This is a genomic window from Streptomyces sp. NPDC056987, from assembly GCF_042673865.1.
Taxonomy (GTDB): domain Bacteria; phylum Actinomycetota; class Actinomycetes; order Streptomycetales; family Streptomycetaceae; genus Streptomyces.
The window spans coordinates 1-13,972 of sequence record NZ_JBHURV010000054.1 but is presented as its reverse complement, the minus strand read 5'-3'; the positions used below and the strand labels follow the sequence as shown (position 1 = coordinate 13,972).

The following is a 13,972-nucleotide window of genomic DNA, read 5'->3' as shown; positions in this document are numbered from 1 at the left end:
GAAACTCCGCGAAGAACACGCGAATCATGATCACAGTCGCGCCGCCCGGAGACCGCCCGATCACAAGATCAGCGACAGAGCCGAATTACGTGATCGTCGACACGCTGCGCCGAGCATGCTCATCACCGTACTCCCGCCAGCCCGGCGTCACGCAGCCGCGTGGCTGAGCCGGAACAGCTCGGCGGCGCGCTCGACATCGCTCTCACTGCGCAGTTGCACCTCCAGGTCACCCGTTCCGTGGTGGCCGAGCCCCGTCACGTCCCGGGTAAAGCCCGGTACGAGCTCCACCCCCTTCGGGTCGGCCTTGAGATAGACGAGGAGCTTGGTCCGCTGCGGCGGGCAGAGGCAGGCGAAGTTCCGCAGCCGCTGATAGGCGGCGTACTGCTTGCGCTGCACCCGGGTGACCCCCTCCCCCAGCCCCAGCAGCACCTCGTCGACCGCCCCCGCCAGCTCCACCAGAGCACGGCCCCGACCGCGGACAGCCGACGGCCTGGCCGCTCGCCGACGAACCCCCGTGGTGACGGCCGGCCCAGTGACCGAGGCCACGGTCTCCAGACCGAAGAGATCCGCACCGAAGTACCGATAGCGAACCAGGTCGATGCTGCGCCGGTGCTCCCGTACGGCGTGCACGTCGTAGCGGGTGAAGTCGCCGGCCACGCAGATCAGCCTCGGCGCGCTCCACAGGATCTGCGAGGCGGCTGTGGTCCCGAGCCGGTCGCGGACCAGGTGCCCGAACTCCGCCCGGTGGTCCATCAGCCACGCCAGGTAGAACAGTCCCTGGTTGATCACGCCCGCGTCGGTCGCACGCTTGTACTCGACGATCACCGGCGCACCGTTCTCGTCCAGGCCCAGCGAGTCGATCCGCCCGCCGTGCACGGGCCCGGTGCCGTACTCGCTCGCCAGGAACCGCACCCCCAGCAGCGCCTCCATGTGCGCCTCGACGAAGCCCTGCACATCCGCCTCGACCTCCGCCAGACGCGGCACGGCCTCCCTCACGCCACCGTTCGTGTGAAACAGCCTCAGGCCCGACACCTTCCCTCCTCGGTTCCGTACGCCGCAACGGCGAACAGATACCAGATTGTTTCCAGGAGGAGCCTCGGAGCTGTAAAGATACTGTGAGAGAGTATCAACCGGCTTCTGAGGCACTCTTGCCCCAGATCCCACATACGTCCCACGACACAGAGGGACGAGCACAGGAAGAACTGCGTTTACGCAGGTCAACCCCCGTAGCTCAGTGGATAGAGCAGGCGCCTTCTAAGCGCCTCCTCACAAACGCGTCACAATCCTCGGTCACCGCCGGACAACGACCGCCACGGGTGCGCCGATCCGGCCGCGCTCGCGGCATGAAGGGTTGCGGTCCTCGGTCGCCCCGGAAGGCGACCGCCACCCCAGTAGCGTCCGTACAGGGTGGTGCCGTGACGGTAGTTGCGATCCTCGGTCGCCCCGGAGGGCGACCGCCACTCCCTCGGGGGTTCCGCACTGCCCGGTCCAGTCGGGGTTGCGATCCTCGGTCGCCCCGGAGGGCGACCGCCACCATGCTCCTCGGTTTCGGTCGCCTCGACGGTGCGGTTGTTGCGATCCTCGGTCGCCCCGGAGGGCGACCGCCACGCGTCGGGCTGGCCCGCGATTGCGAGGAGGGCGGTGTTGCGATCCTCGGTCGCCCCGGAGGGCGACCGCCACTCGAGGACGAGCGTCCCGGTCATCTCCGCGGGCCCGTCGTTGCGATCCTCGGTCGCCCCGGAGGGCGACCGCCACCAGCGGGCCCGGAACCCCTTCCACGTCGGTGGCGGAGTTGCGATCCTCGGTCGCCCCGGAGGGCGACCGCCACCCCGGCACGACGCGGATCGGCGTGCGAACGATGACGTTGCGATCCTCGGTCGCCCCGGAGGGCGACCGCCACCCGGATAACCAGCGGAAACTGTGAATGTCAGGGTGGAAAACCTCCGAGTGAGACATCAATATGCAACCAATTCCGGCATTTTCCTTGGGTGTGGTCCGCGTGTCGCGTGCTTGCTTGGGGTTCCGAAGCTGCCCTATGCCTACAGGATGAGGTCTGCCCGGTGGGGGTGGGCGGTGGCGATGCCGAGGGTGTGGACTTCTTCCGTACCTGCGTGGGGTAGGCGGTAGATCCGGACGCTGTCGGTGTCGGCATCGATCAGGTCTTCGAGGTCGTACATCAGTGTCAGGAGTGTCTTGTCGTCGGTGACGATTTCGAACACGGATTTCTGAACGCGGATGCCGTGGCCTTCGCAGAGTTTGGCGACTTGACGCAGTCTTCGGCGGCCTTCGGGAGTGGTGGTGTCGACGTCGTAGGTGAGGAGCAGCTCCATCAGGTTGAGGTCCAGGGGAGGTAGGCGGGTAGTTCGCCTCTGAGGTGGCGCGCGAAGATGCGGGCTTGGACGACCGGCAGCAGGCCGGCGGGGACGTCGCGTCCTGCAATGGGATGCTCCCAGGTCTGGGTCTTCCAGTCCTGCCAGGCGGTGATGACGATCTTGCGGCCGTCGTCGGTGAGGCGGACGGCGCCGCCGGGCATCGTCTCGAAGTGGGTGGGGCGGAGTTGGCGGCGGTTGAGAAGGGTGAGGACGAAGCGGTCTGCGAGTACGGGGCGGAATTCTTCCATGAGGTCGAGGGCGAGCGCCGGCTTGCCGGGGCGGATGCCATGGAGGAACCCGATGTACGGGTCGAGGCCGACTTGTTCGGCAGCTCCGTGGACGAGTCCGCGCAGGAGTCCGTAGGTGTAGGAGAGCAAGGCGTTGACGGGGTCGGTGGGTGGTCGACGGTTGCGGTGGGTGAAGGTAGGGATTCCCTCGGTGGGTCGGATGGTGTCGGCGAGGGCAGCGAAGTGAGTACGGGCGGCGTTGCCTTCGGTACCCATGACGCTGTCCAGGGATGCGCAGGTGCTGGTGGCCGTGAGGCTTTCGGCGAGAGCGTCAGCGGCGTTCCGGATACGGGTCTTCGCTGCGGGGGCTGCGTCTCTGGCGGCTCTGAGGAGTATCCAGCGGCTGTTTCGGATCTTGCCTGCGGTGATGTTGCGTGCGATGGCGAGGCGCGCCTCGGTGTCTTCGTGTGCCCGGTGCTGGGCGTGCCGGAGGAGGACGTTTCCGTGGATGGCGCCGTCGAGGCGGGCGAGGTAGCGCCCTCCCCTGGTCATCCAGGTCACGGATCGTCGGTCTTGTGCGCAGCGGCTGATCAGTTCGGTAGAGAGGTTGATGTGGCCGTAGAGGACGATGGCGTCGATGCGGCGCAGGGGGAGGATCTGGCGTTTGGGGGTGTCGGGGAGATGGACGCGCAGGCTGTCCTGCTCCAGGCGGAGGTCGGCTCCCTGTGTCTGTACGTACAGGGTGTTGAGGAGTTCGGTGGTCACGCGTGGTTGTCCTGTTGGTCTGTGGGTGTGTAGAGGGTGGTGAGGGCCTGGTGGTAGCGGCGGGTGCCAGCGAGCATTTTGGGCATGCAGTCGGTGGCCATGGAGCAGCGGCGGCATCGGGTGTCGGCTGTGGGGGCGGGCAGGTGGCTTTGTTCGAGGAGGGTTCGTACGGCGTGGGTGGTGTCGTGTACGCGGGTCCGTAGGGCGTCGTCGACGGTGATGAGGTGGCGTCGGCGGTCGGTGGCCGAGAAGATGGCGGCTTGGGGCACGGGCTGGTGGAACATTGCTTCGAGGCAGATGGCCTGTGCGGCTGCTTGGGTGTCTGCGGGTCCGCCGGCGATGTAGCGGCCGGATTTGTGTTCGATCGGCAGGATGCGGCCGTCGTTGTGCAGTTCTACGGTGTCGCAGATTCCGGTGAGGCCGTATCCGTCGTGCCAGACGGGCAGGGCGTGGAGGGTGCGTACGGTTCCTCGTCCTTTGTTTCCCGGGGTGTCGACTCGTTGGTGGAGGTGGGTGCCGCGGATGGTGGCGGCGTCGTCGGTGAAGGCGTCTTCCAGGAGGATGAGGCCGCATTGGCGGGGGCAGTAGGCGTAGTGCTCCAGGGCGGAGAGGGAGACTTGCAGGAGGTCTCCCTCTCCGGCTTGTGCGGGGTCGGGTGTGGTCATCAGAGGGGGCGCGGGACAAGGGTGGTCAGGGTGACGCCGGGTGGGAGGTTGGTGTCGCGGACGTCGACGGTGCCGTAGTCGGAGAAGCTGCGTGCGCTGGCGTCGTCGCGGGGTTTGACGGTGATCCGTTCGAACAGTTCGTGGGAGGGGGCTCGGCCGAAGGCGTCGTCGTGGGTGAAGACGTACAGACCGCGCAGGGCGAGGTTGGCTCGGGCGGCGGCGCGGTCGTGTTCGAGCATGATCTCGAAGGCGTGCCAGAAGAGGGCGAGGTCCTCGGATGTGACGCCGGTGCGGAGGGCGAGTGGGGCGCTGAAGTGTCCGGTGCCGCGGTAGAGGGCGTAGGGCACGACATGTTTGGAGCCCATTTCGGTCTCCTTGCCTTTGTTGTCGGTGTCTCCTCCTTCCGCGCGTTCGTTCCATGCTTTGACGTCCTCCTCCTTGGTGGGGGTGACGCGGGTGATTCCGATGTCGAGGGGGGTGATGCGGTCGATGGAGCGGGAGAATCCGATCTGGACGGGGCCTTGGACGCGTCCGGCCTGCTTGTCGCGCTTGCCGGTCGTCATGACGGCGCCGAACATGCGGACGTCGAAGAAGTTGCGGCACATCCATTGCTGTGCCGTCTTCTGGTCGTGCGCGGCGCCGGTGGTGTAGGCGCGTTCGTGCTGGCTGTTGAGAGCGGTGCCGGCCTCGACGTAGATCTCCCTGCCCTCGCGGGGTTCGACGGAGTTGATGAGGGCGACGGTGTTGCGGATCTTCCGTTTGATGGCTACGTCGGTGATCAGTCCCTGGCCGCTGACGGGGTCGGTGCGGGGCAGGCCGCCTGTGTCGGGGTCTCCGTTGGCGTTGGAGTCGACGGCCTCGATGAGGAAGACGAAGTCGTGCTTGCGTGCGGGGTCCAGGTGGGCAGCGGTCATGGCGGGAATGGCTCCTTCGATGGGTGGGGCGCTGGGTCTGCCGGTTGCCGAGTCAGGCGGTAGCGGTGTCCTGGACGGGTTCGCCCTGAGCGGGAACGGCGGCCAGTTTGCGTTCGTTGGCGGCCCGGCGCCGTGCCAGGTCTTCGTGGCGCTCGTGGGAGTACCCGATGATGAAACGGCCCTGCTGGACGTCGGTGAGGTGGCCCGGCAGGTCGTCGCACACCTTGCTGTAGACCTCAAGGAGGCGGCTCTCCAGCGCGTAGAAGGCGGGCGAGTTGTCCCGGTGCAGCCGCTTGAGGTGGGCTCCGGAGTCGATGAACAGCCGGCGCAAGGTGGTGCTGGGAGTCATGACGGCGGCGCTGAAGTACTTGTCGCGCAGCGTGGCGTTGATGTCCGGGAGGGCGGCGCGCTGCACGAGTTCCAGGACGGCGAAGAGCCGGCCGCAGAGGTAGGCGGGGTCGGTGCTGTCCTTGTCGAGTTGGGGCATCAGATGGTCCTGGAGGTCGGGGGAACGGTTGAGGAGCAGCCGCAGCAGCGCCAGCCTCGGCAGGTCGACACGCCGGTCGGCGTGGACGCGTTGCAGGAGGAGCGGGAGAGCTCGGGCGGGCGGGCGGGTGCGGTGCAGGGCACTGTGGAGCAGTTCGGCTTCCAGGCCCCGGGGTGCGCTGTCGGGTGCGTACCGTTCGCCCTGCCAGCGACCGCAGGAAAGGGCCATCTGCCACAGCCGGAAATAGCGGGCCTGGCCTGTCCATCCGTCCCAGACCCCGTGGTCCGCGTACCAGGCGGCGATGTTGCTCCGTGCCGCGGGCAGGGGTACGTCGATCCAGTCGCGGACGACGAGGCGGGCGTTGTTCAGGGCGAGGGACAAGCCGTAGAAGGCGTCGGTGTCCGTTCGGTGCGCGGCGGCGGGGTCGGGGCTGGTGCGTGTCGAGTCGATGAGGTGCTCGATGTCGGCGGCTTCCGGCTGGTCGTCGAAGAACATGGCGAGTGCGGAGTCGTGCTGGGCCTTCTTCGTCCACCACAGCAGTACTCCGTCGTCCCGGAAACGGCGCCGGTGGCGGTCCGAGGCGGCGAGGTGGTTGAGGACAGCCATGGCGCGCCCGCCGCACCGGTGACAGATGGGAGTGTTCACCAGCTGGGTCAGTCCCTCTCGGCCCTGAGCTGGGGCGTTGATACTGATGAGCTGTCCTTCGTTGCTGCCGCCAGCGGTCGGGATCGCTCCTTTCTTCACTGGCTCGGGGATCGTGGCCAGCAGGGCACGGTACTCACCGCACACCAGGCACAGCCCTGTTCGCTCCGTGCCGCCGCTTTTGCGGGACCGCACCTCCTCGCCCCACAGTCGCTGCACCGATCCCAGTTCGTGCAGCCAGCAGGTGCCGACCATGAGCGCGACCGTATCCTTCGCCTCAATGTCCTCCGGGAGGTCGAGCGTCACCGGACCGGCCGCGAACAACGCCCTGGCGGCCTCGGCTTCGGGCTCGTCCTTCGCGCCGCATGCCCAGCGCAGGGCGAGTTCACGGTAGGCGGCGTGCCGTCGGCCCGCTTCGTCTCTGTCCTTCTCCGTGACGCTGCCGTCCTTGGCCGCCTTCGGCACACCGAGCACGAACTCGGCCGTATCCACCAGGAGGTAGGGCGGCACCTTCGTACCCGACCTCTGCGCGTAGGGAACCGGCATGCTCCGAACCTGGTCGCGCTGGCGCCCTGTCACCTTAAGTTTCAGGAGCTTCGCGCTCAGACCGTCCGCGGCGATGTCCAGCACCCAGTGGATCTGCTTCTCGCGGTAGAACTCGGCGGGCAGCTCGTCAGCAATCCGGTCCCCGTACTCGGTTAGTCGCTGCAGCAGCACTGCTCAGTCCTCCGCCCCGTCTGCCCGCCAGGCGGTCAGCGGCATGGCAACCGCCTCGTCTGGCAACGGTTCCTCGGGGACCTTCAGTACCCCGTCGACGACGGAGGCACGGAACCACCGGTAGCGCTCTTCCTTCGGCCCGTACTCGATCGAGTGGAGCATCACCCCGAGTTCCTCGTGGAACTTCACGACTTGATGCTGCGGATCGGCCTTGCCGAAGGAGGCGGTGAACTCCCGGCAGCCGAGGAACGGCTGCGAGAAGCAGGCGCCACGCTCGACCCTGCGCCGCAGTTGCTCGCGGTATTTCTCCTCCGACGCCGGCGGATGCTTCGCCGACCCGGCCAGAGCTTCGGGAGTGACTTCGATCTGCGCGTGGATGCGGTAACGGACATCTCTCAAGGCCAGCGTGCTGCGCTGGTCCCGGTCATTCTCGACGTCGTAGTGGTGGAGCCGGTCGGACTGGAGCTTCCTCACCTCCTGGGAGCTGATCACCGACTTCACTTCGTTGCGGCGCACCCGCAACCAGCGCACGGGCCGCAGCACCTCGATCTTCCGCACCACATAACGGAACTGCGGCTTCCAGAAAATCGCTTCCAGCACGCCCCGGGCCGCGGACGGTGTCATCACCTGATAGCTGACCCGCTCGGTCTTCAGCTCCGGCCGCGTGAAACACGCTGCGTCCCCCCATACCTCCACTACCAGATCCGGGAAAGCCCACCCCTCATTGCTGCGCCCTTCCCTGCTGGACGCCGGCACCGTCCTTCTCATCTGCCTCATCCCATCCCTGAAAGCCCACCCTTGCCGGGACAGCACACAGGCCGGTCCAGCAAGGGCACACGAAGCCAACGGGACAACGCGAGACCGCCAGTCCCATCCTGATCCCGCACTCTAGGGGGCAGCACTGACAACCGGCCGCTGAAGGCAGAACCGCGCAGCGGGAGAGACTTGACGGGCTACCAGCTGAACCGGAACCGGAGATCAGCACGAACAGGGGACAACCGCAGAAAGACAAGAACTACGACGACGATGACCACGACGATCACCGGCGCCGCACCGTACACAGGGAATCCAGTCACACAAAAATCGTTCATCGAACCACCTTCATCTTTATGATGTGGCAACGCCTTCAACCCGACCACTTCAGCGTGCGGCAGCGGAAAGCTTCCGGGCAACGCCGCCTCGGCATGGTCATTAGTTCGAAGCGCACAGCACAGAGCGGTGGACGAAAAGATCACCTCTCGCCCACCGCCCGGACAGGCAGCAACATGCCAAACCATCAAGATATTGCGATCCTCGACCAACATTCGACACCGTCGGTCGCCAGTTCTCATTCAAAGAGAGCTTCCGGGCTCATCCTTCCACTCTCTGCGAGGTATCGGGCAAGCGCCGCTCATTCACAACACGTAGCCTCCGCGGTCCTCGGGATCGTCCGCGTCCAGTCCGCGTACCGGGTCGTAGTGCCCCCGCCACACCACGAGATCACCGATCACCGGCTCGGCCAGACCCACGCGAAGTGCTTCAGCCACCTCGTGCCGCGGAAGCGTCGCCATGTGCGGCTGCAGCCGGCGCAGTGGCTCCGGGCCCGACGGGTAGGGAGCTCGCAGCAGCGCAAGGTCCGACTCGATGGCGTCCCGTTCCTCGCCCGACTTCTCAGGACGGATCACGATGACCGACTGCGCATACTTGGTGTCGATCATCTGGAACTCTTCGGCAACGGCAGGGAAGTCCCAGTTGCAGCGCAGTTCCTGGATCTCCTCTCCCATCGCACGCCCGTCGGTGCCCTGCAGAGCCCACCGCTTCTCGTAATAGCGGCCCAACGCGTCCAGATCATCAGGCAGCGACGCGTCCGGCCCGAAAAACTCCGCGCTCGCATCCATGGCCGCCCGATATGACAGGTCCTTCGGCACACCACCGTCAACCGGCCGGAACACCACGACCGTCCCCTGCGGCAGCCGCCCGTCTCGGTTGCAGCGGCCCCCGGCCTGCTGCAGCGCCTCAGCCGGCGCCCACGCCCGGTACACCCGCGGGAAGTCCACATCCACCCCCGCCTCGATCAACGACGTGGACACCACATGCACGGGACGCCGTTCCTCAAGCTCGCCCCGAACGTGCCGGATGACCTCACGCCGGTGCTCAGCGGTCATCCTCGTCGACAGATGCCATACAGGGGCCGACACCCGCGCCCGGCCGTCATCCGCCCAGGTGAGAAGCCGGTGCAGCCGCGCCGAATCCCGCGTCGTGTTCACGATCGTCAAAACCCGGTCCCCGCCCTGGGCCCCGATCTCCTCCGCGATCGACTCCCACGTCACATCCGAATCCGTGCGCCACTCGTACCGAACCCGCCTCAACTCCTCGAAAAGGCCAGTCACGTCCTCGATCATGCTGCGCCGCGGAAGCCCCTTCAACTGCGCCAGCGACCAGAACGACGGCTGTGTCGCCGACACCAGCAGCACCGAAGCCCCGAAATGCTCCACCAGATCACGCAGCACGCTCAGGATCGGAATCAGCAGCCGGTCAGGAAGTGCCTGGACCTCGTCCAGCACGATGACCGCCCCAGCCAGCCGGTGCAGCTTGCGCATCGCGGACGGCTTCCGCGCGAACAACGACTGGAACAACTGCACCGTCGTCGTCACCACAACGGGCGCATCCCAGTTCTCCGCCGCCAACCGTGCCCACGCACCAGCACCGTCCTCCTCATCCAGCTCAACCGAACTGTGATGTTCCAGCACGACCGGGTCCGCGTCGCCGTCCAGTGGAGGATCGAGCAAGTCCCTGTACACGTCGGCGTTCTGCTGCGTAATGCTGATGTACGGAACAGCGAATACCACACGTCCAAGCCCATGCTCGGCCGCATGACGCAACGCGAACCCACCCGCCGCGATCGTCTTCGCCCCACCGGTCGGCACATGCAGCACATACATCCCAGGCACCCCCACCGCCGCTGCCAGCGCCTCCTCATACACCCGACCACGCACCGCATCTACCGGCGATGGCGGACGATCGGCAAGCAACCGCGTCCTCCTCCGCTCGAAGCGCTCCAGCAGCATCCCCATATCCACGCCCGCAGCCACCCGTGGCGCCCCGCCCGCGAAATGGGCCGCCGTATCGAGGTAGTCCGCGTCAACCACACAGCTGAACACCATGCGCGTGAACAGATCCAACGCAAGTGCCCTCCGCCGCGCCGAATCAAGCGCAGCGAGCCAGGCAGGCGGCGCGATCCGCTCGTCCCTCAAGATCTCCGGCACCACTCGGGCCACAGCCTCCGTTGCCTCGCGAGCGCGAGCCGCGTCCGGCCCGTCCCCCCGGAGTCCGGCCAGCACATCCTTGATCTTGCCCTGATCGGGCAGCCCCCCATGATGGCCCTGCACAACCGCGGCGAGCTGACGTCCTGCCGTCCTCGCAGCAAGCCCCGTACCCGCCTCCTTGTGGGGGATCCCCACCGGCCTACCCGTCGGCTCCGCGTGAAATACCAAGCGGTCCTGCCAGGAGCAGCACCCCTTGCCGACGTCATGAACCAAAGCCAGATATTCGGCCGCCTCACCTCCACCGAAGACCTCCGCGAAGGCCAAAGCCAAAGCGGCCGATCCACGCAGATGATCCTCCAGCCCATGCCGAGACCCTGATTGCGGACTACGGCTGTGCGCGAACAACTGACGACCTGACATGAATCCCCCAAGGGCCCGAAGAGCCGAGCGGTACCGAGCCGCCACCCTAAGATGGACCACTGACATCAGCGAGTACCCGAAGGGAACCTTCCCTGCCTCATGAGCCCGTCGGGCACTGCGGAACCCCAAGCACACACACGACACGCCCATCACGCCCAAGCGAAATGTCCATCTTGCAAGCTATTCAACCCTCCGCTATCTGCACACAGACCTTTCCTTTACAGTGATTCTGCAGATCGATCAGGGTGGCGGTCGCCCTCCGGGGCGGCCGAGGATCGCAACCCGATGAGCTTCCGGCCCTTCTCGGCGATGCCGACGGGGTGGCGGTCGCCCTCCGGGGCGGCCGAGGATCGCAACGGCTACCTCGCGGCCCTGCGTGAGGAAGCTGATCGCGTGGCGGTCGCCCTCCGGGGCGGCCGAGGATCGCAACATCGAGGGCGTCACCGCCTGGCGGGCCCTGACCGCGGTGGCGGTCGCCCTCCGGGGCGGCCGAGGATCGCAACCGCTTCGTCTCCGCCCGGACAACCACCCGCGCCCGGGGTGGCGGTCGCCCTCCGGGGCGGCCGAGGATCGCAACTACGACAACCCCGCGGACTTCCAGCGCTGGATAGCGACGTGGCGGTCGCCCTCCAGCGCGGCCGAGGATCGCAACAACCCTGCACGCACCGCACAGGCCATCGACCGGCTGGTGGCGGTCGCCCTCTGCGGCGGCCGCCACAGTCCAATCCGCAACAAGAAGCGAATGCGCCTTCTGGGACTTCTCTGGGACTTTCAGCTACATCAGCGGGCATGAGAGTGAAAGAACGGAAAGAGAGTTAACGCAGGTCAGCACCGTTCAAGCACCCATCACCACAGGTCGCGGCGCTCGCTGGTCTCTTCCGGGAAATCTGAAAGCCTGCGGGAAAACCACCGTCACACCCCACCTGACCTGCATCAACGCGAGGTGGGGTGGGGTGTGACGGATGGCGGCGGGCGCGATGTGGTGAAGTAGCGCCACCTTGAGGTTTTCGAGGAACTCCGTCCGTTCGTCGGCTCCCCCGTCCGCGGGCGGCCGGATCCGACACCAGGACGGTGCCGGGCGGCAGAATCCCCAGCTCTGCCTCGCCGGTTGACTTCGCCCACCTGGACGGGCATCCAGCGGGCCTGTCGGCCCGCCATGCGTGCTACATGGTCTGCTCGATCCACCAGAAGACGATGCCTACGGTTCCGGTGCCGATGCCGTAGCAGGCACCCCGCAGCGCATGGGTTGCCATAGTGCGGCGGCGGCGCGCGATCCAGTTCCGCAGGCTGGAGGGAGGCAGGCAGGGGCCCGGATTTCGTGCCGCGGCGCGGCGGCGTCGTTTATGCTGCATGGCAGGTGCCCTTTCGTGTGAAGGATGCATCGTCATCAGGAGCCCGCTGTCGACCCGTTGGCCTAGGAACCGGTGGTTGCCAGTAGGGCTCCTTGGTGTTCTGAAGTTAGCGTCGGCCAGCGAGGTCGTGGAGCCGGTCGGTGAGTTGCTGGTTGGGGCGGCAGACGAGGCCGCCGGTGCCGTCGCTGTCCGCGAGGCGTTCGACCTCGGCCTCGATGCCGCCGGTGGGTACGGTGGCGTCCGAGCCGTGGCGGCCGATGTATCCGGCGAAGAGTTCCAGTCCCTTGATGAACGCGTCGGAGGGGCCGTCGTCGAGAACCCACTGGAGCTGATGAAGCCAGTGCGTGGCCTCGCGTGTCTCGCCGAGAGCCAGGTGGCGCAGGTAGAGGCAGTAGGCGGCGGCGCGGCTTCCGGCGCCTGCAGCCAGTTGCCACCAGAACTGGGCGCTCTCGGGGTGGCCGGCAAGGTGGAGCATGCAGGCGAAGACCTGCGCGCCTTCAATGTCGAGCTGTTTGAGGGGGGCGTGGTGTCCGTCCGTGCCGTCATCGCCGAGTTCTGCGGTGAGGCGTTCCATGTGGAAGGTGGCTCCGGGCTGGCTCAGCTGCCACCGGGAGATGACGGTAAGCCGGTGGCGTGCCTTGGAGGACAGCGGCATCTGCGTCGGCGGCAGGGTGTATCCGGCATCGCGGGCCAGGCGTCGCAGCGCGGTCGGTACGTCGAAGGGCCGGCGGGGTTCGTGCAGGGAGGCTCCGGCGTCGGCCAGGAGCTGTTCCAGGGCGGCGCTCACGGGTGCTGTCCTTTCGTTCGGGTCTTCGGCTCGCTGTACGGGCGGAAGATGTCGGCTCCGAGTCGTTCCTTCGCCTTGCGACAGTGGTAGTCGACGGTGCTGTCGGTGATGCCCATGTACCAGCTGATGCGGCGGGTGTCGCATTTCAGGACGTAGCGCATGACGACCGCGTCGAACTGGCGCGGAGTGAGTTTGATCAGTGCCGCGAACAGGCCGACGTGGCTGTCCATGCGGGCGATCCGCTTGCGGAAGCCGATGAGTGATTGCGATATGACGACGCGCCGGACGATCGCCCAGACCTGCTGCTGCAGGTTGCTCTCCTCCAGCAGGGCATCCCAGTGGAGGAGGATCTCCAGGAACGCACGGTGGATGGCTTCTTCGGCGGCTTCGTTGGTGCCCAGGTAGACCAGTGCGTAGTCGTGGAACGCCTCCTGGTGGGTGAGGTAGTGCGCCTGGAAGTCCAGCGGGATGGGGATCACGTCGGCGTCGGCGACCGGACTGCTTCCGTCCGTGCGAACGTCTTCGGTCATCGAAGAGTCCTCTTCGTTAAGGGCTTTGTGGATGAGCGCTTGGGGACTACTCAACCGGCCCAATGGCCCGAACACGCACACGCGAGCCAGCGATTATTACGCAGTGATCATTAACGCGTGCACGCTGTAACACCCCTGACCACTTGCCGCCATGCGTGACCTGCTGATTCACCACCGGCTACCGAGAGTTGCACGACACCCCACCAAACATATAGTGATGGACGTCACACCTCAGGCCGATGCATATCGGGCACCTGACTGACACGAACGGGTGAACTTCCTTTATTCCGAACCGATTTGCACGTAACCAGAACTCCTTGCCCGAACTCGGCTGATCGGACAGGCTCGGCCCTCCTCATGAAGCGCGGCACCCTGCACGCGCCCTCTCCCGGCGCGCGGGGCGGGCATCGCGATCAAGGGTGACCGAATTCTCCTTCCCAAGAGACAGCGACGTGCCGTGTCCCTCAGCCTGCCAGGCGGGAAGGGGGAGGAAGGAGAGAGGGTGGAGCAACACCGGTTCGGGACAGCGGGAGGAGGTCGGCGTCGACGTGAAGGCCGGCCGACGGCTGTACGTGCGCGATCACGACCGCTCGAGTTGTTCACGCCACCTTCGAATCCCGCTGCGAGGGCGGGCAGGCTCAGACCATCTCCACCGGCCGGTGTCCGGCCGATGATGCCGCCGCCGAGCACCGTCAGGACCAACCTGCTGCCGCAGGAATAGGTGTTCCTCTAACCGGCGCCACAGCTGCCCCGCATGGTGGCGTATGTGAGACCCTCCCGGCAGGCGTCGAGGAACGCGGCCTAGGTGTACTGACCCGCGTCAACAACCCCGCGGGTCAGTACACCTAG

The 13,972-nt window shown here is 66.5% G+C and carries 11 protein-coding genes and 2 CRISPR repeat arrays; all 11 genes read right to left on the bottom strand.

The genetic code is table 11. The features are described 5' to 3' along the window. Nucleotides 1-147 precede the first annotated feature (147 nt). The 11 genes from ACFTZC_RS38110 to ACFTZC_RS38060 all read right to left on the bottom strand — a co-directional run bounded on the left by ACFTZC_RS38110 (nt 148) and on the right by ACFTZC_RS38060 (nt 13,123). On the bottom strand, nt 148-1,032 hold the full coding sequence (locus ACFTZC_RS38110; RefSeq protein WP_382898182.1) for a DUF5655 domain-containing protein: 885 nt from the start codon (nt 1,030-1,032) through the stop codon (nt 148-150). A 245-nt stretch (nt 1,033-1,277) separates the two neighbouring features. Further along, nucleotides 1,278-1,900: direct repeats of the CRISPR family, unit length 37 nt; unit sequence GTTGCGATCCTCGGTCGCCCCGGAGGGCGACCGCCAC. Nucleotides 1,901-2,039: 139 nt separating this feature from the next. Next, a complete protein-coding gene (cas2, locus tag ACFTZC_RS38105; RefSeq protein WP_382898180.1) occupies nt 2,040-2,330 on the bottom strand; it encodes a CRISPR-associated endonuclease Cas2 in 291 nt (96 codons plus the stop codon). Continuing rightward, a complete protein-coding gene (gene cas1c / locus ACFTZC_RS38100) occupies nt 2,330-3,364 on the bottom strand; it encodes a type I-C CRISPR-associated endonuclease Cas1c (RefSeq protein ID WP_382898178.1) in 1,035 nt (344 codons plus the stop codon). Before cas1c ends, cas2 begins: the two co-directional genes overlap by 1 nt. Continuing rightward, complete coding sequence (gene cas4, locus ACFTZC_RS38095) at nt 3,361-4,029, bottom strand: CRISPR-associated protein Cas4 (RefSeq protein WP_382898176.1); 669 nt, start codon at nt 4,027-4,029, stop codon at nt 3,361-3,363. Before cas4 ends, cas1c begins: the two co-directional genes overlap by 4 nt. Next, nucleotides 4,029-4,943 carry a type I-C CRISPR-associated protein Cas7/Csd2 gene (cas7c, locus tag ACFTZC_RS38090; protein WP_382898174.1) on the bottom strand — a complete coding sequence of 305 codons (915 nt, stop codon included), beginning with the start codon at nt 4,941-4,943 and terminating at the stop codon, nt 4,029-4,031. The genes cas4 and cas7c overlap by 1 nt, the downstream gene beginning before the upstream one ends. A 52-nt stretch (nt 4,944-4,995) precedes the next feature. Then, the gene (gene cas8c / locus ACFTZC_RS38085) at nt 4,996-6,789 is read right to left on the bottom strand and encodes a type I-C CRISPR-associated protein Cas8c/Csd1 (RefSeq protein ID WP_382898173.1); all 1,794 of its coding nucleotides are present in this window, start codon (nt 6,787-6,789) and stop codon (nt 4,996-4,998) included. 3 nt (nt 6,790-6,792) lie between these two features. After that, entirely contained in the window at nt 6,793-7,545 is a 753-nt protein-coding gene (gene cas5c / locus ACFTZC_RS38080; RefSeq protein ID WP_382898171.1) for a type I-C CRISPR-associated protein Cas5c, read from the bottom strand. Between the two features lie 197 nt (nt 7,546-7,742). Further along, a complete protein-coding gene (locus ACFTZC_RS38075) occupies nt 7,743-8,093 on the bottom strand; it encodes a hypothetical protein (RefSeq protein ID WP_382898169.1) in 351 nt (116 codons plus the stop codon). A gap of 90 nt (nt 8,094-8,183) precedes the next feature. Further along, nucleotides 8,184-10,454 carry a CRISPR-associated endonuclease Cas3'' gene (locus ACFTZC_RS38070; protein WP_382898167.1) on the bottom strand — a complete coding sequence of 757 codons (2,271 nt, stop codon included), beginning with the start codon at nt 10,452-10,454 and terminating at the stop codon, nt 8,184-8,186. Nucleotides 10,455-10,699: 245 nt separating this feature from the next. Next, nucleotides 10,700-11,179: direct repeats of the CRISPR family, unit length 37 nt; unit sequence GTGGCGGTCGCCCTCCGGGGCGGCCGAGGATCGCAAC. Between the two features lie 733 nt (nt 11,180-11,912). Then, nucleotides 11,913-12,593, bottom strand: coding sequence for a hypothetical protein (locus ACFTZC_RS38065; RefSeq protein ID WP_382898165.1), 681 nt, complete (start codon nt 12,591-12,593; stop codon nt 11,913-11,915). After that, on the bottom strand, nt 12,590-13,123 hold the full coding sequence (locus ACFTZC_RS38060) for an RNA polymerase sigma factor (RefSeq protein WP_382898164.1): 534 nt from the start codon (nt 13,121-13,123) through the stop codon (nt 12,590-12,592). The genes ACFTZC_RS38065 and ACFTZC_RS38060 overlap by 4 nt, the downstream gene beginning before the upstream one ends. Nucleotides 13,124-13,972 lie beyond the last annotated feature (849 nt).